At 75.5% G+C, this 19,469-nt stretch carries 19 protein-coding genes and 1 riboswitch; of the genes, 7 read left to right on the forward strand and 12 right to left on the reverse strand.

The window, feature by feature from the left end; translation table 11 throughout:
• The first annotated feature begins 77 nt into the window (after positions 1–77).
• Positions 78–491, forward strand: a complete 414-nt coding sequence (locus tag ACWDYF_RS29445; RefSeq protein ID WP_381744259.1) for a Zn-ribbon domain-containing OB-fold protein — start codon at positions 78–80, stop codon at positions 489–491.
• Here ACWDYF_RS29445 and ACWDYF_RS29450 read toward each other — a convergent pair.
• Positions 382–1,758, reverse strand: a complete 1,377-nt coding sequence (locus ACWDYF_RS29450) for a glycosyltransferase 87 family protein (RefSeq protein ID WP_389470705.1) — start codon at positions 1,756–1,758, stop codon at positions 382–384. The two genes, ACWDYF_RS29445 and ACWDYF_RS29450, sit on opposite strands and share 110 nt — an antisense overlap.
• Before the next feature lie 364 nt (positions 1,759–2,122).
• On the opposite strand from ACWDYF_RS29450, the gene ACWDYF_RS29455 reads away from it, so the two are divergent.
• Entirely contained in the window at positions 2,123–4,945 is a 2,823-nt protein-coding gene (locus ACWDYF_RS29455) for an alpha/beta hydrolase family protein (RefSeq protein WP_389470703.1), read from the forward strand.
• Between the two features lie 36 nt (positions 4,946–4,981).
• Here ACWDYF_RS29455 and ACWDYF_RS29460 read toward each other — a convergent pair whose 3' ends face one another.
• The 8 genes from ACWDYF_RS29460 to ACWDYF_RS29495 all read right to left on the reverse strand — a co-directional run bounded on the left by ACWDYF_RS29460 (position 4,982) and on the right by ACWDYF_RS29495 (position 10,859).
• Positions 4,982–5,368 carry a PPOX class F420-dependent oxidoreductase gene (locus tag ACWDYF_RS29460; protein ID WP_018569963.1) on the reverse strand — a complete coding sequence of 129 codons (387 nt, stop codon included), beginning with the start codon at positions 5,366–5,368 and terminating at the stop codon, positions 4,982–4,984.
• Between the two features lie 216 nt (positions 5,369–5,584).
• The gene (locus ACWDYF_RS29465) at positions 5,585–5,770 is read right to left on the reverse strand and encodes a hypothetical protein (protein WP_026252877.1); all 186 of its coding nucleotides are present in this window, start codon (positions 5,768–5,770) and stop codon (positions 5,585–5,587) included.
• 111 nt (positions 5,771–5,881) lie between these two features.
• Positions 5,882–6,580 (reverse strand): L,D-transpeptidase family protein, encoded by a 699-nt coding sequence (locus ACWDYF_RS29470; RefSeq protein ID WP_026252878.1) that lies wholly within the window; start codon positions 6,578–6,580, stop codon positions 5,882–5,884.
• A 139-nt stretch (positions 6,581–6,719) separates the two neighbouring features.
• Positions 6,720–7,520 (reverse strand): SDR family NAD(P)-dependent oxidoreductase, encoded by an 801-nt coding sequence (locus ACWDYF_RS29475; protein ID WP_389470699.1) that lies wholly within the window; start codon positions 7,518–7,520, stop codon positions 6,720–6,722.
• Between the two features lie 158 nt (positions 7,521–7,678).
• Positions 7,679–8,593 (reverse strand): SDR family oxidoreductase, encoded by a 915-nt coding sequence (locus ACWDYF_RS29480; protein WP_381744255.1) that lies wholly within the window; start codon positions 8,591–8,593, stop codon positions 7,679–7,681.
• 131 nt (positions 8,594–8,724) lie between these two features.
• Complete coding sequence (locus ACWDYF_RS29485; RefSeq protein WP_355478976.1) at positions 8,725–9,354, reverse strand: MBL fold metallo-hydrolase; 630 nt, start codon at positions 9,352–9,354, stop codon at positions 8,725–8,727.
• Complete coding sequence (locus tag ACWDYF_RS29490) at positions 9,354–10,439, reverse strand: S-(hydroxymethyl)mycothiol dehydrogenase (protein WP_037890306.1); 1,086 nt, start codon at positions 10,437–10,439, stop codon at positions 9,354–9,356. Before ACWDYF_RS29490 ends, ACWDYF_RS29485 begins: the two co-directional genes overlap by 1 nt.
• A 114-nt stretch (positions 10,440–10,553) precedes the next feature.
• Entirely contained in the window at positions 10,554–10,859 is a 306-nt protein-coding gene (locus ACWDYF_RS29495) for a hypothetical protein (protein WP_389470695.1), read from the reverse strand.
• Between the two features lie 252 nt (positions 10,860–11,111).
• Between ACWDYF_RS29495 and ACWDYF_RS29500 the strand changes: the two genes are divergently transcribed.
• From ACWDYF_RS29500 to ACWDYF_RS29510, 3 genes are all read left to right on the forward strand, one after another.
• On the forward strand, positions 11,112–11,477 hold the full coding sequence (locus ACWDYF_RS29500) for a nuclear transport factor 2 family protein (protein WP_018569972.1): 366 nt from the start codon (positions 11,112–11,114) through the stop codon (positions 11,475–11,477).
• A gap of 287 nt (positions 11,478–11,764) precedes the next feature.
• Positions 11,765–11,850, forward strand: a riboswitch (ZMP/ZTP riboswitch).
• Positions 11,851–11,869: 19 nt separating this feature from the next.
• The gene (locus ACWDYF_RS29505) at positions 11,870–12,718 is read left to right on the forward strand and encodes a bifunctional 5,10-methylenetetrahydrofolate dehydrogenase/5,10-methenyltetrahydrofolate cyclohydrolase (RefSeq protein ID WP_389470692.1); all 849 of its coding nucleotides are present in this window, start codon (positions 11,870–11,872) and stop codon (positions 12,716–12,718) included.
• A 154-nt stretch (positions 12,719–12,872) separates the two neighbouring features.
• Positions 12,873–14,102: a glycosyltransferase gene (locus tag ACWDYF_RS29510; RefSeq protein ID WP_026252879.1), complete on the forward strand. Its 1,230-nt coding sequence runs from the start codon at positions 12,873–12,875 to the stop codon at positions 14,100–14,102.
• Positions 14,103–14,645: 543 nt separating this feature from the next.
• Here the strand turns inward: ACWDYF_RS29510 and ACWDYF_RS29515 are convergent.
• Both ACWDYF_RS29515 and ACWDYF_RS29520 read right to left on the reverse strand, forming a co-directional pair.
• Positions 14,646–15,866 (reverse strand): glycosyltransferase, encoded by a 1,221-nt coding sequence (locus ACWDYF_RS29515; RefSeq protein ID WP_389470689.1) that lies wholly within the window; start codon positions 15,864–15,866, stop codon positions 14,646–14,648.
• Entirely contained in the window at positions 15,863–16,651 is a 789-nt protein-coding gene (locus tag ACWDYF_RS29520) for a MerR family transcriptional regulator (protein ID WP_389470686.1), read from the reverse strand. The genes ACWDYF_RS29515 and ACWDYF_RS29520 overlap by 4 nt, the downstream gene beginning before the upstream one ends.
• Before the next feature lie 373 nt (positions 16,652–17,024).
• On the opposite strand from ACWDYF_RS29520, the gene ACWDYF_RS29525 reads away from it, so the two are divergent.
• On the forward strand, positions 17,025–17,378 hold the full coding sequence (locus ACWDYF_RS29525; protein ID WP_389470684.1) for a VWA domain-containing protein: 354 nt from the start codon (positions 17,025–17,027) through the stop codon (positions 17,376–17,378).
• Positions 17,371–18,489, forward strand: a complete 1,119-nt coding sequence (locus tag ACWDYF_RS29530) for an XdhC family protein (protein ID WP_389470681.1) — start codon at positions 17,371–17,373, stop codon at positions 18,487–18,489. Before ACWDYF_RS29525 ends, ACWDYF_RS29530 begins: the two co-directional genes overlap by 8 nt.
• A 459-nt stretch (positions 18,490–18,948) precedes the next feature.
• Here the strand turns inward: ACWDYF_RS29530 and ACWDYF_RS29535 are convergent, their stop codons facing one another.
• Complete coding sequence (locus ACWDYF_RS29535; protein WP_389470677.1) at positions 18,949–19,458, reverse strand: metallophosphoesterase family protein; 510 nt, start codon at positions 19,456–19,458, stop codon at positions 18,949–18,951.
• Positions 19,459–19,469 lie beyond the last annotated feature (11 nt).

Below are 19,469 nucleotides of genomic sequence, written 5' to 3' on the forward strand. Positions count from 1 at the left end.
GCACCGCGAGCCGCCCCCGCCCGTGCACGGGTTCCCCGGCACGCGGGATTCCGGCCCAGCGCAGGGAGTTGACCAGCGTGTACCACCCCTCTGGAAACGAGACCGGTGCGGCGGCCGGCTCCGCGACCGCTCTGCTCGAACCCGCGGCCGGTGACCGCGAGGCGCTGACCTTCCAGCGCTGCACCTGGTGCGGTACGGCGATGTACCACCGGCTGCTGTGTCCGGTGTGCGGGGGCAGCGAACTGCGCACCGAGCGCAGCGCGGGCACCGGCACGGTCCGGCACGCCGCGATCGTGCACCGCAACACCCCCGCCGCGCGCAATGTGTCGATGGTGGAGATGAGCGAGGGCTTCGTCGTGCGGGGCAGGGTCATGGGGCCGCTCATCGCCATCCACGGCGGCGACCGGGTCCGGCTGACCACCGCCAAGGATCCGGTGCGCGGCGAACCGGTCTTCCAGTTGCTGGACGAGCCCTACCGCGCCTGGAGCTGACGGCGGCTTCGTCCGGCCGGAGCGGTGAGCGCCCCGCGGCGGCGTCGCGGTCGTACTCCGGGGACCCGGCGGCTCCCGTGCGCCGGGCGGGGAGGGCGAGCACGAGGAAGGTCAGCAGCGCGCAGCCCGCGTAGACACATCCGGGCCAGGCCAGCGCCCACGGATACGGGCCGGGCCGGGCGAGCCGGTCCTCGGCCCCGATCAGCCGCGGCACCAGCCGGGCCCCGGTGACGGCCGCCCACAGGACGAGCACGGTCCGGGCCGCCGCCCGGGTGCGGTGCGGGCCGTGTGCCAGCCAGATCATGGCGGGCAGGCACCAGATCCAGTGGTGGCTCCAGGAGACCGGGCACACCAGCAGCCCGTACAGCTCCACCGTGACGAGGACGCCCAGCGGGTCGTCACGGCGCAGGGCGGCGCGCAGGGCACCGGCCGCCGCCAGGGTGACCAGGGCGAGCGCGGCCCACCAGAGCGCGGTGCCGCCCGCGTCGTGACCGAGGAGCCGGGTGAGCGCGCCGCGCAGCGACTGGTTGCGCACCGACCACACCGGGCCGACGCGCCGTGTGTCCGTCACCAGACCCGACCAGTAGCGTTCCGACTCGCCCGGGGCGATCCACCAGGCGAGCCCCACGGCCGCGCCGCCGGTGGCGACCGCCCAGCCGGCCGCCCGCCACTGCCGTGTGGCCAGCAGATACGCGCCCGCGACGGCCGGGGTCAGTTTCAGCGAGGCGGCCAGCGCGACGGACGTGCCCCGGACGGTCGCGCGGCGGCCGAACGCCAGGCCCCCGACGACGGCCGCGCCCAGCAGCAGGTTGATCTGGCCCTGGTCGAGGGTGTGGCGCACCGGTTCCAGCCAGGGCGCGGCGGCGGCCCAGAGCAGGGCGCGGTCCCGGTCGCCGCCGAACCTGTGCGGCAGCAGCCGGAGCGCGCCCGCCGTGACGACGAGCACCGCGGCCAGGGAGGCGGCCCGCCAGAGCACCACCGCAGCCGTCCAGGGCAGGTGTGCCAGCGGCAGCAGCACCAGCGCGGCGAACGGCGGATAGGTGAAGGGGAGTTCGGGGATGGGCGGCCCGGTGCGCACCACCTGGTCGTAGAGGCCGCCGGTCAGGACGTGCGGCGCGGCCTCGTGGTAGACGCGCAGGTCCAGCGGCTCGGCCGGACTCAGGAGCGCGGTCAGCGCGTACAGCGCGAGGGATCCGGCCAGACACCACCCGGCCCGGCGCGTCAGCCACCGGCCCGCGCGCCGCCCGTGGACCGCGATCCTCTTCACCGCACCAGCTCCGTCGCCTCCGCGCCACCGGTCGCCCCGGCCGCCCGTCTCGTCCGTGTCCCGCCCCAGGAACGACCGGTGGCCCACCGGCGTCACCGGTGATACGCCGACGGAGTGTGGTGCGGGTGTACTCCGGGCGGCCCGCGGCCGACGACGGGCCGAGGACGCGAACCGCACGGTGGCCGCGCCGTGTTGACACTGGCGTGATCATGTCGCTGACGTCGCGCAACTCACGCCTCACAGGCAACCCACAGCCCACCTGCCCCGTCCTCCGGAGCACCAGTGGCCCCCGGTACCGACGGGGCGCCGCGTCCGAGCACCGGAGGAAGCCCGTGTTCCGAGGAGTGTTCCGAGGAGGGGACCGTTGATCCGCGTCCGTCGAATAGGGGTCACCGCCGTGGCGTTGCTCGCCATGGCGGGAGCCGCGCCCGCGTCCGCACAGGCGGCGGGGGCGGCGCAGGACCGACTGCCGTCCGCCGCAGGGCAGTCGGCGGCGGCCGGTGACAGCGGCACCGGGCTCCCGCCCGGCTGGCGCGTCACCGGGTCGGGCGACGCCCGGCAGTTGGAGTGGCACACGGGCACCCCGGTGCCCATGGGCGACGCGCGCGTCGAGTTCTACGCGGGCGACCGCCTGCTGGGCCGGCCGCGGCCCGGCGGGGACGGCCGTACGTTCCGGCTGGACCTGAGCGCGGCCCGCACGAAGGGCCTCAAGAAGCTGACGGACCTCCAGGTCCGCGCGTCCGGCCGCAGACTGGACGCCGAGGACACGTCCGGGGCCGCGCAGGCGCCGGGCCGCAGCGGCGCCCTGGCGGCGGTTCGGCCGCCCGCCCCGCTCCCGGCGGGCAAGGTCGACCCGGGCAAGCCGGGCACCTACCGCACCACGACCGGCGAGTACCGGCTGGGGTCGGTCCGGCTGCCCGGCTTCCCGGCCCCGGTGGAGATGCAGGCCGTGGTGGTGACGCCGCAGGGCGCCACCGGCCGCCGCCCGCTCGCGCTGTTCCTGCACGGCCGCCACGCCCCCTGCTACACCCCGCACAGCGACGAGGTGTCCGGCGACTGGCCGTGCCCGGCCGGATCGCTGCCGATCCCCAGTCACCGCGGCTACCTCCAGGACCAGAAACTGCTGGCCTCGCAGGGGTATGTGACCGTGTCCATCGCGGCCAACGGCATCAACGGCCAGGACTGGCAGGCCGAGGACGGCGGCGCCCAGGCGCGTTCCTCGCTCGTCCGGCAGCACCTGGCCCGCTGGGCGGACTGGGCCGCGCACCCGGCCACGGCACCGGCCGCCGTACGCCGGGGCCCGGTGGCCGATCTGTCGCGGGTCCTGCTCGTCGGGCACTCGCGCGGCGGCGAGGGCGTCAACCGCGCGGCCATGGACAGCCTGTACCCGCCCGCCGCCGACCAGGACGGTTATCACGGAAAGACCCGCTGGCACATCAGCGGCACCGTGCTGATCGGTCCGACGGTCTTCGGCCAGAATCCGGTCGCCGACGTCCCGTCCGCCACGCTGCTGCCCGGCTGCGACGGTGATGTCTCCGACCTCCAGGGCGAGGTGTACGTGGACGGCACCCGCGGGGTCAGCCGCGGCACCGCCCTGCACAGCGCCGTGTACGTGGTCGGCGCCGACCACAACTTCTTCAACACCGAGTGGACGCCGGGCAAGGCCGTGGCGCCCGCCGACGACGACTTCTACGAGGACCCGGACCAGCGCGACCCGGTCTGCTCCCCCGGGACCGCCACCCGGCTGACCGCGGACCAGCAGCACCGGGCCGGCGCCACCTACATCGCCGCCGCCGCGCGGCTGTTCGTCGCCGGGGACGACCGGGTGCGTCCGCTGCTGGACGGCTCCGGTGTCCGGGCGCCCTCCGCCGACCCGGCGCGGGTGCTCACCCACGCGGTCGGCGCCGGCCGTACCGGCGGTCTGCTGCCCGACGGCCCGCTCACCGTGACCGGCGGCGGTGCCCGGCTGTGCTCGGCGGTGGACCCCGACGCGTCCGTCGCCTGCCTCGACGAGAACACGCCCGGCCGCTCGCCGCACTTCGCGCAGTGGGACACCGACCGGGAGGCGGGCCGCCGCGCGGTCGCGCTGCGCTGGTCCGCCGCCGGTTCGGCGGTACGGATCCGGCCGGGCTCCCCGGTGTCCCTGAAGGGCGCCGAACAGCTCGCGCTGCGCGTCTTCGTCCCGCCGAACACCACGGGCACCCGGCTCGACGTGGCCGTCACCGACGCCGCCGGACACCGCGCGGCCCTCGGCACGGTCCGTGCCGACGGCCTGCCGGGCACCGAGCGCACCGCCTCCTACTGGGCGCGCGAGGTACGCGTCCCGCTGGCCGCCGCCACCCGCGCCGGGCTCGATCTGCGGCGGATCGCGTCGCTGGAGCTGACCCCGCGCACGCGTTCCGGGCGGGCCTGGCTCATGGACGCCTGGGGCTGGCGTCCGGGCACCCCGGCGGTGCGGGCCGCCGCACTGCCCCGCGTGGACGTCGGCCGGCTCACGGTCAAGGAGGGCGACTCGGGCGAGCGCACCTACCGGGTGCCCGTGCGAGTGTCCGGGCACGGCAGCGGCCAGGTCCGGGTGTACGTCATCGATCCGGTGACGAACGAGGCGAAGGGCCGGCTGGTGACGGTGCGGCCCGGCGGGCACTCGATCGACGTGCCGGTCCTGGTGCGGGGCAACACCCGCTACGGCGCGGACGTGGCCAACGACATCGTCGTCAAGGCGGTGCACGGCGCGGTGGTCGGCTCCCACCGGGGCGGGGTGACCGCCCTGAACGACGACCCGGCGCCGACGGTCACGGTGACGCCCGTCGCCGACCGGGTCACCGAGGGCGAGACGCTGAAGTGGCGGGTGAACCTGTCCGCGGCCGCCGACTCGGACATCGTGGCCATCTTCGTCGTGCAGCCCGTCCCGGACGGCCCGGAGCTGTCCACCAAGGACGTCGACCCGCAGTGGCTGTCGGACACCACCGGTGAGTCGCCCGACCCGGAGCGTCCGCTGTCCTCACTGGACATGTACCTGTGGGCCGACGTGCCGGCGGGCGAGCTGAGCACCGAGCTGAGCGTCCCCACGGTCCGGGACCAGGTGGCGGAGCAGCCCGAGCGGGTCCGCATCGCGCTGACCGGCGACGACGGGCAGGTGCACGAGGGTCTGCCGGTGGTGACGGGCACCGTCCTCGACGCCTCGTAGGCGGCGCCCACACCCCGGGTGGCTCCCGTGCGCGGATCAGCGCGCGGGGGTCACCCGGATCCCCACGGTGCCCCGCTCGCCCCGGCGCAGCCTGCTGCCGAGCAGGGTGAGGCGGCCGATCAGCCCGTACTTGCGGGCGATGAGGCCCCGGTAGCGCGCGGTGGTGTCCCGGTCGCAGATCTCCGCGGTGGCGGGCAACTGGTCGCCGGTCGGGTGCCCGCGCACGTCGCACGGGCCGACCAGCACGTCGGGGCGGGCCCGGATCCGCTTGACCTTCCAGGAGTCGGCGGCCGTCCACACGCCGAGCGCGGCGCCGTCGCGCACGACCCAGACGGGCGTCGCCACGGGTGTGCCGTTCTTGCGGTAGCTGGTGATCAGCACATACTTGCCGGCCCCGAGCCGTGCCACCGGATCCACGTCCATGCCTGGCATCCTAGGCCGGTTCCGGTCCTCGGCGCCGGGTCCCGGAACAGGGAACGGCGGGCGCGGTGGCCTCGGCGGGCGGCCGCGCGGCGGGTGCGGGGGTGCTGACAGTGCGCCCCGGCCGGAAGGGCCGGGGCGTGCGGGACGGGGGCTGCGGGAGGAGCGGGGAACCGGTGCCCGGCGGCGGCCAGGGGCACCGACCGGGGCGGCGGCGGGTCAGGCCGCCTGGTCCGAGACCGGAGCGGCCGTGGCCCACTCCATCACGAGGCGCTGGTACACCTCGCGCTGCTCGGTGGTCAGTGTCCCGCCGGACCTGCGCCACAAGGCACGGATCTCCTCGTTGACCTCCGCGGCCGATCGCTCGGAGGCGGCTTCAACAGTGGTGGACATGCTGTGAAGCATATGCCGATCGATGTGAAGGCGGAGTGAGTAAGTGCGATCGAACCGGACATAGCGGACCGTGTTGCTGCTCACGTCGATCCGGGGCGCCCCGCCCCCTCCCGCGCCCGTACCTCAGGTGCCCGGCTTGCGGCCGTAGACGAAGACGTCGTCGCCCTTCTTCAGCAGCGACCAGTACTTCTTGGCGTCCTTGGTGGTCATGTTGACGCAGCCGTGCGAGCCCGGCGGGTTCCACACGCTCACGCCGACCGAGTGGAAGGCCTGGCCGCCGTCGAAGAACTGGCTGTAGGGCATCTTCACGTGGTACAGCGTCGACACGTGGTCGATGTGCCGCCAGTAGATCTTCTTCAGACCGGTGCGGGTCTCGTACTTGTCGCGCCCGGTGCGCACCGGCACGGGGCCGTACACCAGCCGCTTGCCGTCCTGGATCCAGCTGAGCTGGAGCGTGAGGTTCACGCAGGCTATGCGGCCCTTGTTGGTCGGGCACCTGCCGTCCTTGTTCGGGTTCTTCCCGACGGCCTTCTGCTTGTTCATGAGATCCATCACGCCCCAGGTGACCGGGCCCGCGTACCCGATCGTGGGGGTGATGCCGTGCTTGCTCTGGAAGGCCTTGATCGCCTTGCAGTCGGCGGCCGACTGCCGGCCGTCGGCGGGACGGCCGAGGAACTTCTCGACCTTCTTCTGGTACGGCCCGGTCGACGCCGTGCAGCTCGACGCCGCCTGGGCCGGTGCCGTGCCGAGCGCGAGTGCGAGCGGCGTCACCAGTCCGGTGACGCCCAGCACCACGGCGCCTCGTCTGCCCATCTGCCTCATGCTGGGCTTCCCCCTCGGTTCAGTCGTGTGTCCGCGCTTTCCGGACACTTCCGGACAGCTAGACCGCCTCGGGACCGTGCCGGTTGTGGAACGGTCCGCATCGAGACGGAACGGTGACACTCGGCGCCGCGCGGCGGCCTCACCCGGTGCGGCCGGGTGTCCCCACAGCGGTGTGGAAGCCCGTGTTCACGGCGGTCAGGCCGCCGTCCACGGTCAGGGCGGTGCCGGTGATCCAGGCCGCGTCGCGGGAGGCGAGGAAGGCGACGGCGGCGGCGATGTCGTCGGGCTCGCCGATCCGGCCCAGCGGATACAGGGCGCCGAGCCGGTCGAGCGCGGCCTCGCGCCCCTGCCAGGCCGAGGTGCGGACGGTGCCGGGAAGGACGACGTTGACCCGCACCCCGCGCGCGCCCGCGTGCCCGGCGAGGGTGCGGGCGAGCGAGATCAGGGCCGCCTTGGCCGCGCTGTAGGCGTGGTTGCCGAAGTCCTGGAGGCCGTTGACCGAGCCGATGCCGACGATCGCGCCCCGGCCCGAGGCCGCGAGATGGGGCAGCGCGGCGCGGAAGCAGCGGCGCGCGCCGTGCAGGGTGATGTCGAGGTCGCGGGCCCACGCCTCATCGGGGTCGTCCTCGAAGAGCGGGGTGTCCGGGGAGCAGTGCGCCGCGGCGGTGACCAGCACGTCGAGCGAGCCGAAGGCGTCCACCGCGTGTGCCACGGCCGCCTCGACCGCGTCCCGGTCCGCCACGTCGCACGGGCGCGCGCGTGCGTCGAGCCCTTTCTCCCGCAGGCCCGCCGCGGTCTCCTCGGCCGCGTCCCCGTCCGCGTCGGTCACCAGGACCCGCGCCCCCTCCTCGGCGAGCCTGCGCGCGGTGGCCGCGCCGATGCCGCGCGCCCCGCCGGTGACGAGAACTCCGTACCCCTCGAACCGCCTTGTGTCCGTCATGGGCCCGAACCTAGTGCGGTGACGGCCCTTCCGGACAGACACGGTGCGGCACATGTCCGCCCTTCTCCCCCGAGGCCGAACCGCTCCTGGCGGAGGCCGCCCTCCCCCTCCCCCCCCCGGCGGGCGGCCGAGGGGGCCGGTGGTCCGTGGGTGTGCGTTCAGCGGTAGCCGGTGGTGTCGGCGGGGCGGTCCGCGTCCTGGACCTCGACGAGGTAGCGCCAGGCGTCGGGGCGGCTGCCGTCCAGGTCGGTGAAGCCGTACTCGCGGGCGAGGGCGCCGCTGGACAGGGACCGGCCGTTCCAGCGGGTCGCGTCCGGGTCGGCGGCGAGCGCGGCGACGGCGCGGCCCACGTAGCGGGGGGTCTCGGAGATCGCGAAGTGCGGGACCTCCGCCAGGGCGTCGCGCCAGTTGTCCTCGCGCACCCCGAAGTGGTCGAGCATCAGCTCCGAGCGGAGCCAGCCGGGGGTGAGCGCGACGGCGGTGGCGCCGCGCGGCCCGAGTTCGTGGCCGAGGGCGAAGGCCATGCGCAGCACGGACGCCTTGGCCAGGTCGTAGAAGAGGCTGACCCGGTAGGTGTCCCGGTTGTACTCGGCGGTGCCGTCGGTCATCTCCACGACCAGGCCGCCGGGCCGGCGCAGCAGCAGCGGCAGCGCGTGGTGGCTGGTGACGAGGTGCGTCTCCACGGCGAGGCGGAGCAGCCGCAGCCCGTTGTCCAGGTCGTGCTCCCACACCGGGGTGTCCCACTCGAAGAGGTGCTCGCCGCCCCAGATGTCGTTGACGAGCACGTCGAGGCGGCCCTGTTCGCGGTCGACACGGTCCACCAGGGCACGGACCCGGCCGGGCTCCAGGTGGTCGACGGGGACGGCGATGCCGCATCCGCCGGCCGCGGTGACCAGGTCGGCGGTGTCCTCGACGGTCTCGGGGCGGTCGTACTCGGAGCGGCGGGCGCGGGTGCTGCGTCCGGTGACGTACACGGTGGCCCCCGCGGCGCCGAGTTCCACCGCGATCCCGCGGCCCGCCCCGCGGGTCGCGCCCGCGACCAGCGCGACCCTGCCCTCCAGTGGACGTGACATGTCCGGCCTCCCTTGTGCTCGCTCGTGCGTGCGGCGCGCGGTGGGTCCGCGCAGTGTGCACGCCGAGCATCGCGGGGAAGCCGGACATCTCCTGTCAGGTATTTCCGGCGGGGGCGGGCCCCGGCGGCGGCTCAGTGGCCGCGGGCGATCCACTCCTGGAGGTGCGGGGCCTCCGCGCCGATGGTGGTGGTGTCGCCGTGCCCGGTGAGCACCTTCGTCCCGGGCGGCAGCGTCAGCAGACGGTCGCGGATCGAGTCGATGATGGTCGGGAAGTGGGAGTAGGACCGGCCGGTGGCGCCGGGGCCGCCCTGGAAGAGGGTGTCGCCGGTGAAGACGACACCGAGCCCGGGGTCGTACAGGCACACCGCGCCCGGCGCGTGACCGGGGGTGTGCAGGACCGTGAGGTCGGCGCCCGCCGTCTCGATCACCTGGCCGTCGACGAGGTGCTCGTCCGGTTCCCGGTCGGGGTGGGTCGCCCGCCACAGCGGCAGGTCGTCGCGGTGCAGCCAGATCACCGCGCCGGTGAGGTCCGCGAGCGCCGGGGCGGCGTCGATGTGGTCGTTGTGGGCGTGGGTGCAGACGATGGCGGTGAGCCGGCGGTCGCCCACGGCGGCGGCGATGGCCTCGGCGTCATGGGCGGCGTCGATGACGATCGCCTCGTGGTCGTCGCCGACGATCCACACGTTGTTCTCGACGTCCCAGGTGCCGCCGTCCAGGGTGAACTGCCCTGCGGTGACGAGGCGTTCGATGCGGGCGGCCATCAGAGGACCACCACCGAGCGCAGCACCTCGCCGCGGTGCATCCGCTCGAACGCCTGCTCCACCTCGTCGAGTCGGATGGTCTCGGACACGAACTTGTCGAGCGGCAGCCGCCCTTGCAGATGCAGGTCGACGAGCATCGGGAAGTCGCGCGAGGGCAGGCAGTCGCCGTACCAGCTCGACTTGAGCGCGCCGCCGCGTCCGAAGACGTCCAGCAGCGGCAGTTCGAGCTTCATCTCCGGGGTGGGCACACCGACCAGGACGACGGTCCCGGCCAGGTCGCGGGCGTAGAACGCCTGCTTGTAGGTCTCGGGGCGGCCGACCGCGTCGATGACGACGTCGGCGCCGAAGCCGCCGGTCAGGTCGCGGATCGCGGCGACCGCGTCGTGGTCCTCGGAGTTGACGGTGTGCGTGGCGCCCATGGTGCGGGCGGTCTCCAGCTTGCGGTCGTCGATGTCGACGGCGATGACCTTCGCCGCGCCCGCCAGATGCGCCCCGGCGATCGCCGCGTCGCCGACACCGCCGCAGCCGATGACGGCGACGCTGTCGCCGCGGCCGACGTTCCCGGTGTTGATGGCGGCGCCGATGCCCGCCATCACCCCGCAGCCCAGCAGTCCGGCCACGGCCGGGGAGACGGCCGGGTCGACCTTGGTGCACTGCCCGGCGGCCACGAGCGTCTTCTCCGCGAAGGCGCCGATGCCCAGCGCCGGGGACAGCTCGGTGCCGTCGGTGAGGGTCATCCGCTGCCGCGCGTTGTGGGTGTCGAAGCAGTACCAGGGCCGTCCGCGCAGACAGGCACGGCACCTGCCGCACACCGCACGCCAGTTGAGGACGACGAAGTCGCCGGGCGCCACCTCGGTGACGCCGTCGCCGACCGACTCCACGATGCCCGCGGCCTCGTGGCCGAGCAGGAACGGGAACTCGTCGTTGATTCCGCCCTGTTTGTAGTGCAGGTCGGTGTGGCACACGCCGCAGGCCTGGACCCGTACGACGGCCTCGCCGGGCCCGGGGTCCGGCACGACGATGGTCTCGACCCGTACGGGTTCGTTCTTCCCGGGTGCGATCACGCCGCGCACTTCCTGCGCCATGGTGGAGTTCCCTTCCGTCGGCCGTTCGTCCGTCCCCGCGACCCTACGCCGTGACCGGCCGGCGGCGGCGCGAACCCCGCGCCGCCACCGGGTGTCCGGCGGGCCCGCTCCGGCTCAGCTCGGGATGGCGGGGACCAGCCCGAACAGGGGGGAGACGAGACCGGCGACCGCGTTCAGCCGGCTCAGCTCGTTCAGGTCCTGGACGTGCTGGAGCGAGGAGAGCTGGTCGGAGACCGGCGGCACCGCGTTCTGCCGGTCGGCGGGCAGCCCGGTGCGGGCCAGCGAGTCGAGCACGCCCATGGGCAGCGCCCGGCCGACCACTGGCACGGACGAACCGGCGGCGCTCGCGGGGAGTGCGGCGAGCCCGGTGAGCGAGGCGGCGAGGGAGGCGACGGCGACGATACGTCGAGTGGAGATCATGTCCTGAGCAACGGCGCCCGGTCCCGCCCGGACACGGGCGCGCCCGCCCGCTCACCCGTCAGGACGAGTACACGGCGAACACGGGACGAGTGCGGGACGAGTGGGGGGCGGGCGGCACAGGACGGGCGCGGGACGGGCACCGGCGCGTCGCCCCGCCCGCACTTGCCGGTCCCGGCGCGCCGGAGGACGCTCGAAGGAGAGGCCCCGGAAGCGGCTCCTGCTCCGGGGCGCCGGGGCTCGTAGGAGGCCACCATGGCGACCACGGCAGGTCCCGCCTTCGACACCGGCGCGCTGCGCCGGGGCATCGAGGAACACGCGGCGCCCACGCTGCTGTCGCTGTACGCGGACGACGCGGAGATCCGCATCGTGGACCGCGACAGCAGGCCGAGCCACCCCAGGGTCCTGCGGGGCCGGGCGGAGATCGGCGCGATGCTCGACGACGTCTACGGCCGGGACATGACGCACCGGCTGGAGCGGTGCGTCGTCGAGGGCGACCACGCGGCGTACGTGGAGTCCTGCGCGTATCCGGACGGCGTCCGGGTGCTCGCGGAGTCCATGGTCTCGCTGCGCGACGGCAGGATCACCGACCAGATCATGGTCCAGGCGTGGGACGAGTGACGAGGAGGACCGCGGGGTTCCAGGTCAGCTCCCGGCTGACCTGGTCCTTTTCGGCCCGCGGTGGACTGGGGCGGGCGCGTTCCCCGCTGGCGCGGCGCTCCGGTCCGGCCCGGACGGCCACGGCGGCGGCCCGGTGCCTGTCCGCCGCGCTGCTGCGGTCGGTGCTGCGCGCGGCCCGGCCCGGCGCGCGGCCCGCCGCGGTACGGGCCCGGCGGTCACGGCGGGGCAGGCTCCGGTGAGCGGGCCGCACCCCCGGCGAAGGGCTTGCGCGGTCCTCGCCTAGGGTGGGGGCGGGCCGTGACTGGCGCTGAGGTGGAGCACCACCGGGGAGCGGCCCCAGCCGACGTCACAGCCGCGCGCCTGGGCGATCCGCCGCACGCTCAGGAGTGGACATGTCCCAGGCCCGTCTCATGGACGGCACCGCCCTCGCCCGCCGCATCGTCGAGCGCACCGCGCACCGGGCCGCCGAACTCACCGCCCGCACGGGCGTCCGGCCGTGCCTGGCCACGGTGCTGGTCGGCGAGGATCCGGCCTCGGTCACCTACGTCCGGATGAAGCAGAACCGGTGCCGCACGGCGAACATCGCCTCCCGGCACGTGGAGCTGCCCGCCGCGACCACCACCGCCCGGCTCGTGCGGACGCTGCGGGACCTCTCGGCGGACCCGTCGGTCCACGGCATCCTGCTCCAGCACCCGGTCGGCGACCACATCGACGAGCGGGCCGCGTTCGAGGCGATCGCGCCCGAGAAGGACGTCGACGGCGTCACCTTCGCCTCCTTCGCCACGATGAGCTTCGCCCTGCCCGGCTTCGTCTCCTGCACGCCCGGCGGCATCATGCGGCTGCTGGACGCCTACGACGTCGATCCGGCCGGGAAGCGGGCCGTGGTGGTGGGGCGCAGCGCGATCCTCGGCAAGCCGGTCGGCATGCTGCTGCTGGCCCGGGACGCCACGGTGACGTACTGCCACTCCCGGACCCGGGAGCTGTCGTCCGTGGTCCGCGAGGCGGACATCGTGGTGGCGGCCGCGGGGCGGCCGCGACTGGTGCGCGGCGAGGACGTCAAGCCGGGCGCGGTCGTGATCGACGCGGGCTACAACGCGGGCAATGTCGGGGACGTGGACTTCGCGACCGCGGTGGAGCGCGCCTCGCTGATCACGCCGGTGCCGGGCGGGGTCGGCCCCATGACCATCGCCACGCTGCTGGAGCAGACGGTGGACGCGGCCGCCCGGCAGCTCGGGGTGTGATCCCGGCCCCCCGGCCGCAGGGCCCGAGCGGGTACGGCGTCCGGACGGGTGCGGCCGTTGCGGGCGCGTGGGGGTGGGCGCGCCGACATGGCCGGGTCGTTCGCCGTCGGCGGGGCCGCGCGCGGCCATACTGGCCGACGTGCGCGTAACGATCATGACGGCGGGTTCCCGGGGTGACGTGGCCCCCTTCACCGGGCTGGGGCACGGTCTGGCCCGCGCGGGCCACGCGGTCACCCTGGTCACCCACGGGTGCTTCGAGCCGCTGGTCGCCGGTTCGGGCCTGGACTTCCACGCTCTGCCGGTGGATCCGCGGGCCGAACTGGAGTCCACCCGCGGCCGGGGGCTGCACCGCAGCGCGACGGACACGGGCAAGATGCTGCGCGCCGTCGGTCTGGTCCGCGCGGCGCTCGCCCGGATGACGGACGACCTGGTCGCGGCGGCCGAGAAGAGCGACGTACTGCTGCTGTCCGGCTCGCTGGGGCCGGTCGGGCACGCGATCGCCGAGGCGCTGGGCGTGCCCAGCATCGGCACGCATCTGCAACCCCTCTCCCCCACCCGGGAGTTCGCCCCTCCGCTGCTCGGCGGCGGCCACTGGGGCGCGGCGGCGAACCGGCTCGCGGGCCACGGGGTGAACCTCGCCATGGAGCGGGTCTTCTCGGCGGCCGTGCCCACCGTGCGGGCCCGGCTGGGTCTTCCGGCCGCCCGGCGCGGCACCGCCCGCCGCATCCGGGCGGGGCTGCGGCAGCCGGTGTTCCACGGGTTCAGTCCGCTGGTGGTGCCCCGGCCGCGCGACTGGCGGCCCGGTCTGCGGGTGTGCGGCTACTGGTGGCCGTACGACCGTGAGGACGGGCTGCCCGCGTATGTGCGGCGGTTCCTGGACGCGGGGCCCGCGCCGGTCTTCGTCGGCCTCGGCAGTGCGACGGTGCCCGACCCGGCCCGGCTGAGCGGGACCATCGTGCGCGCGCTGCGGCTGGCCGGGCTGCGCGGGGTGGTGCAGCGCGGGTGGGGCGGGCTCGCGGCGACCGGCGAGGACATGCTGACCATCGACGAGGTGCCGCACGCGGCGCTGTTCCCGCGGATGGCGGCCGTGGTGCACCACGCGGGCGCGGGCACCACCGCGGCCGGGCTGCGCGCCGGGGTGCCCGCCGTGCCGCTGCCGGTCCAGTTCGACGAGGGCTTCTGGGCCGAACGCCTGGTGTCCCTCGGGGTGGCCCCTCACGCCGTCCCGCTGCGCGGGCTCACCGCGAACGGCCTGGCCGCGGCCCTCGCGCGGGCCACCCGCAACCCCCTCCACCGGGAGCGCGCCGAGACCCTGGGCGCCCGCATCCGCGAGGAGGACGGCGTCGCGCCGGTGCTGCGGGCGGTCGACCTGCTGGCACGCTGAGGGACGAGGGACCGGGGGCGCCGGGCACCCCCGGCCGGCCGGATCCCAGAGGCCGGGCGCCCCTCCGGCCGCGCGGCCCTTCGGCGTCCCGCACCACGCCGGACACCAGGCGCGGCACTGGCACTGGCACCGGCACTGCGCCGGGCCCGGACCCCGCCCGGTCCGCCGGTCCGCGCGGCCGGTCGCGCCGGGCACCCCCGCCGCACGGCCGGGGTCGCCCCCCCTGGCGCCCGGCGGTCACCCGCGCGCGAAGCACCGGCCTCTGGCGACGCCGAAGCTCCACCGGCCGTCCGTCCCGACGGCCCCCCGACGGCACGGACGGCCGACGGCCCCGGGCTCCTCCCGGGCCGCGGTCCGGTCCGCCGGTCCGCCCGCCCGGTCGCACCGCCCCCCGCCGCAAGGCCAGGGCCACCCCCCGGCGCCCGGCAGTCACCCGCGCGCGAAGCACCGGGCCGGGGCGACGCCGAGGCACCACTGGCCGCCCATCCCGCCCGGCCCCGCCGACAGCTCGGGCGGAGGCCCGCGCCCGCCCCAGCCTGCCCCTCAGCTCTTCAGCCGCCCCACCGCCTCCACGGCCTCCACCACGCGCCCCACCCCGTCCTCCTCCGCGAGGCGCCCGGCGACGGCGGCGGCGGACCGGGCGTGGGCCGGGTCCCGTACCGCGCGGTCGAGAGCGTCCGCCAGGCGCTCGGGGGTAAGGCCCGCGAAGGGGATCGCGGCGGGGGCGGCGCCGAGGGCGGTGAGGCGGGCGGCCCAGAACGGCTGGTCGGCGGTGACCGGTACGGGGACGGAGGGCACCCCGGCGCGCAGGGCCGCCGCCGAGGTGCCCGCGCCCGCGTGGTGCACGACGGCGGCCGTGCGCGGGAACAGCAGGGCGTGCGGCACGTCGCCGACCGTGAGGACGTCGTCCCCCTCGGCGGCGAGCCCGGCGGCGCCGGACTGGAGGACGCCGCGCAGCCCGGCCCGGCGCAGCGCCCGTACGACGGTCCCGCTCAGGCGCTCCCCGTGGCCGCCGGCCATGGAGCCGAACCCGATGAACACCGGCGGGGGCCCGGCGGCGAGGAAGTCTTCCAGGTCCGCGGGCAGCCGGGCGCCCGGGTCGGTGTACGGCCACCAGTTGCCGACGACGTCGAGACCGGGGCGCCAGTCGGGCGGCCGGGGCACCACGTGCTCGCTGAAGCCGTGCAGCACGGGCCAGTGCGCGGCCTCCCGGCGGCGCCGCTCGGCGGCCGGGGTGCGCGCGGGCAGGCCCAGCTCGCGGCGGAGGGCGGCGACCGCGTCGCCGTAGAGGCGGTCGGCCGTCCGCAGTCCGAGGCGGCCCGCGGCGCGGTTGCCGAGACGGCCCAGGGAGCGGATGCCGGTGACGACGGGCGGGAAGGCGCCGGTGGGCGCGGTGGGCTGGAGGTAGGCGCCGACGCTCGGCAGGCCGGTGGCCTCGGCGAGGTGCCAGCCGAGCGGGGCGGTGGTGGTGGACAGCACCAGCAGCTCGGTGCCGTCGCCGACCGCGGCGGCAAAGCCTCCCGCGAGCCGGTTCACGAACGCGGCGGCGCCGCGCATCAGGCCCCGCCGGTCCGGGGTGCCGCCCTGGGCCTCGGGCCGGCCGGGCAGGCCGCGGAACTCCAGGCCGGCTCCGCGGACCAGCGGCGCGAAGGTGTCCGGGGCGGCGAGCACGACCTCGTGTCCGGCCCGGCGCAGCCCGGCGCCGAGGCCGGTGTAGGGGTCGACGTCGCCCCGTGATCCGGCGGCGGCGATCAGGATTCTCATCGGTCCCCCTCGGGGTCGGTGCGGCGGGCCGCGTTGGCGTGCACGGCCCTGCCCAGATAAGCGGCGAGGCCGGGGCGCTGCTGGGAGGGCGGGACGACCAGGGCGAAGGCGCGCGGGTCGGCCACGATGTCGTCCGCGATGCGCCGGTGCATGGCGGGCGGGCAGGAGGTGAACCAGCGGGAGATGTGCAGCCGGTGCTCCTCGGCGAGGTCCATGGCGCGTTCGCCTTCGGCGCTCTCGCCGTCGTCGAAGGCGGCGAGCAGTTCGGCGCGCCACGCTGCGGCCTCGCGCATCAGCCGCCGCCAGTCGTCCTTGCTGTGCGCGGCGGCCCGTGCCATGGACTCCCGCTGTCCTTCCGAGTCCGCCCATTTGAGCTGGGCCTCGGTGGCGTAGCTGAGGTCGAAGGCGATCTCGCCGAAGACCTCGAAGCGTTCGGCGGGGGTGAGGGTCACTCCGGTCTGCTGGACCTCGATGGCCCGTTCGGCGACCTCGGCGAGCCGCTGGAGCCGGGTGATCTCCTCGCCGAGCCGCCGCTGCCGGGACCGCAGATGTGCGAGCGCGTTGGCCTGCGGGTCCTTGAGGATGTCGGCGATCTCGTCGAGGGAGAAGCCGAGTTCGCGGTAGAAGAGGATCTGCTGGAGGCGTGCCAGGTCGGCGTCGTCGTACAGCCGGTACCCGGCGTGGCTGCGGCCGCCCGGCGACAGCAGCCCCGCCCGGTCGTAGTGATGCAGCGTGCGCACCGTCACTCCGGCGAACGCCGCCACCTGTCCCACGGAGTAGCTCATCCACCTGCCCTTTCGTCGGCTCCGTCGGGGTACAGCGTGCGGCCTGACGCAAGGGCAGGGTCAAACGCCGGACGGGGATCCACAGGGATCTACGCCTCGCCCTCCAGGGCGCACACGGCGCTCCGGGCGCGGGTGGTGGACTCGGGCAGCAGGCCGGACATGCTCTCTTGCCGAGCCGACGCCCCCGGCGGTCCGCACCGCACCGCTCGCCGTGCCACAGACCCGGCCATAGAGTGACGTACGTCACGCTGGTCGCTGGCATCCCTCGCGTACGCCCGTTCGGTCCCTGGGGAGCACATGACGCACATCTCCGTCACGGTGGACGGCACGGGCGTCAAGAGCTGCAACGTGCTCGCCGTCCAGGCGGACGGCGGTGCGGTCGCCACGGCGCAGCGCGCGGCGGCGCCCGGCCCGGCGCGGGGACATCGACGCGCGCCGTACCGCAAGGGAGCTGCTACGGCACGGCGGCGAACCCGCGCCGCCCCGGCTCCACGCGCGCACGGAGCGGCCCCGGCGGGTGGTGCTGCTCGTCCCGTCCGACGGGTGGGAGCGCGGCGATCCCCCGCTGCCGGCCGCCCGGATGCGCCGGCTGCACCGGCTGGCCCACCGGGTGGTCCGGGGCGCGGACGGCGGCGCCGGGACGGGCGCGGGTGCCGGTGCCGGGGGCGAGGTAGAGGGTGGGGTCGGGGTCGGGGTCGGTGGTGCGAAGGGACGAGAGCGTGCGTGACATCCTTCCGGTGCTCGGGCGCTGGTACGCGGCGCGGCAGCCGTTCGGTCTCGCCACGGTCGTCACGGTCAGCCGCAGCGCGCCGCGCGACCCCGGCGCGGCGATGGCGGTGGGCCCGGACGACGAGGTGGTGGGCAGTGTCTCCGGCGGCTGTGTGGAGGGCGCGGTCTTCGAGCTGGCCAAGGAGGTGGTGGCGGACGGCGAGGCCCGGCTCGCCGTCTTCGGGTACAGCGACGAGGACGCGTTCGCGGTCGGGCTCACCTGCGGGGGCGAGATCGGGGTGCTGGTCAGGCCGGTGACCTCGGAGTCGGACCCGGCCTTCGGCGCGGTCGCCGCGTCGGTCGCCGCCGGGGCGCCGGTGACCCTGGCGACCGTGGCCGACGGTCCCGCGCCGCGCGGGGCGACGCTCGCCGTGTGGCCGGACTCGGTGGCGGGGACGCTGGGCACCCCCGGCCTGGACGCGGCGGTCACCGCGGACGCCCGCGGCGGACTCGCGCTCGGGGCGACGGGGACACGGCACTACGGGGCGCACGGCGAGCGGCGCGAGGACGCCGTCTCGGTGTTCCTGCACTCCTTCGCGCCGCCGCCGCGGATGCTGGTGTTCGGCGCCATCGACTACGCCGCCGCGGTGGCCCGGATCGGCGCCTTCCTCGGCTACCGGGTGACGGTGTGCGACGCGCGCCCGGTCTTCGCCACCCCCCGGCGCTTCCCGGACGCCGTGGAGGTGGTCGTGGACTGGCCGCACCGCTATCTGCGCACCACGGACACCGACGAGCGCACGGTGATCTGCGTCCTCACCCACGACCCGAAGTTCGATGTGCCGCTGCTGGAGGAGGCGCTGCGCAGGCCCGCCGCGTACATCGGCGCGATGGGCAGCCGCCGCACCCACCACGACCGGGTGGAACGGCTGCTGGAGGCCGGTGTGACCCCGGCCGAGCTGTCCCGGCTGCGCTCCCCGGTCGGCCTGGACCTCGGTGCCCGTACGCCCGAGGAGGTCGCGGTGTCGGTCGCCGCCGAGATCGTCTCGCTGCGCTGGGGCGGCAGCGGGACGCCCCTGACCGCGACCGCGGGCGCCATCCACGCGCACGGTCCCGCCCGCGCCCGGCCCTGAGCAGGAGGACGAAGCCATGGAACTGCACCACGCGTTCACCGTGCCCGCACCCGCCGACGACGCCTGGCGGGCGCGTGTCGCCGGTGCCGGTGGGGTCGGTGGGGCCGGTGAGTGGGGGGGTGCGCTCCTGGGCCGCGCGTGCTCCGTCGACGGAGGAAATGAGCCCTTATTCCTGTTTTGAGATGGTTCGGCTTCCCCGGAAGGGGTAGGCGGCAGACAGCGGATGAGGCATGCATCGCCTCCGCGGCACATGTGCGGCACACCTCTCCGGAAGGAGGTCCGTGACAGCGCATACTCACAGCCACCGGGTCGCTTCCGCGCACGGATCGGCCCGGATCTCGCCGAGAATTCGGAAACGAGAAAGGGAAGTGTGACCTCGGGGCGGCCCCTTTCGCCGGGCCGCCCTCTTCTGTGCCCTCTGTGCCCTCTGTACCCTTTGCGCCCGCGCGCGTCGCGTCGTCAGCGGGTCCGGCGCGGCGGCAGCCGGTGGAGTTCGACCTCGGTGAGGGCGCCGCCGGTGACGGTGGCGGTCAGGTAGGTGCAGTGGGGCTGGCGGCGGCGGTCGGTGGGGGAACCCGGGTTGAGCAGGCGCAGCCCGGAGGGGGCAGTGGTGTCCCAGGGGATGTGGCTGTGACCGAAGACCAGCACGTCCAGGTCCGGGAAGCGGGCGGCGCAGCGGGCCTCGCGGCCCTGCGCGGCCCCGGTCTCGTGCACGACGCCGAAGCGCAGCCCGCCCAGTTCCGCGCGGGCCACCTCGGGGAGCCGGGCGCGCAGCTCGGGGCCGTCGTTGTTGCCGTACACCGCGAGGAGCCGGCGGCTGCGCGCGGTGAGCAGGTCGAGGGTCGCGGTGTCGACCCAGTCCCCCGCGTGGACGACGACGTCGGCACGCGGCAGTTCGGCGAGCAGCGGGGCGGGCAGCTCCCGGGCGCGGCGCGGGAGGTGGGTGTCCGACATGAGAAGCAGACGCACCTGGTCAGCGT

The sequence above is a fragment of the Streptomyces sp. NPDC003284 genome, assembly GCF_053589675.1.